1 protein-coding gene is annotated in these 761 nt (G+C 45.9%); it reads right to left on the minus strand.

Annotated elements, in window-relative coordinates:
* Positions 1-17: 17 nt before the first annotated feature.
* Positions 18-254 carry a hypothetical protein gene (locus GY843_RS11435; protein ID WP_297309676.1) on the minus strand — a complete coding sequence of 79 codons (237 nt, stop codon included), beginning with the start codon at positions 252-254 and terminating at the stop codon, positions 18-20.
* Positions 255-761 lie beyond the last annotated feature (507 nt).

Here is a 761-nt window from a genome sequence, read left to right on the forward strand (position 1 = left end):
CTCAACAAGTCGGCGAGTCATCCTGGCAAGTTATGATAGACATGCTTGTGACCAGCCAAATACTTGGTGAATGAGGATGGTTTATCACCGATCACTTGCAGATCAAAAACAAGCTCGACTCCAGTGGTTGTTTTGACCCCGGGGAGCACTGCAGCTTCATCTTCGTGATCAGCGAACGGCACTAGGTGCAAGTCCTGCCTGATAGCATCCTTCCAGTAGCAGATCACACCCGGTTTAATCTCCAGTAGTGGCAAACCCTCAGGTGGCTTTCGACGCCTGCCGGCTACTGTGTAATGAAGGATCTTAAAGTGTTTTTATAACCGTATGTTGTGTTTTGAAGTTACGGTGTATTGTACCATAACCTAGTGTACCATGCTCTTTTAACTTGAGAGTCTCCCTCTCGAGGAATCTGGAGTTCCTCTGCTGGTGAATGGCAACAGAGATGTTTGCTGACATTCACCAATGCATGAAAGAGCTTCTTCGCGTTCCAGACAGAGCGGGACTCCAAAACATCCACACGCCTAGCTGATGAGGTTAGGAATTCATTCGTTTCTTAGCCAGACTGCTAAAGTATGCTTACAATAACATAGGTGATTCTTATATAAGCCTAGTAGTGATTCTTGTTATTGTTCCTGCATAAGATCTGCCCATTTCTACGTAACACCGTTCATATCGTTCCGCTGTTTTGCCGTAGCTTCGCCTGCGTATCGGCATAAACTTGTTGCTATCCATTCCGTTTCGCAAGACAGATCGAGGATAAA

This window comes from Neptuniibacter sp. (assembly GCF_024231755.1).
GTDB lineage: Bacteria > Pseudomonadota > Gammaproteobacteria > Pseudomonadales > Balneatricaceae > Neptuniibacter.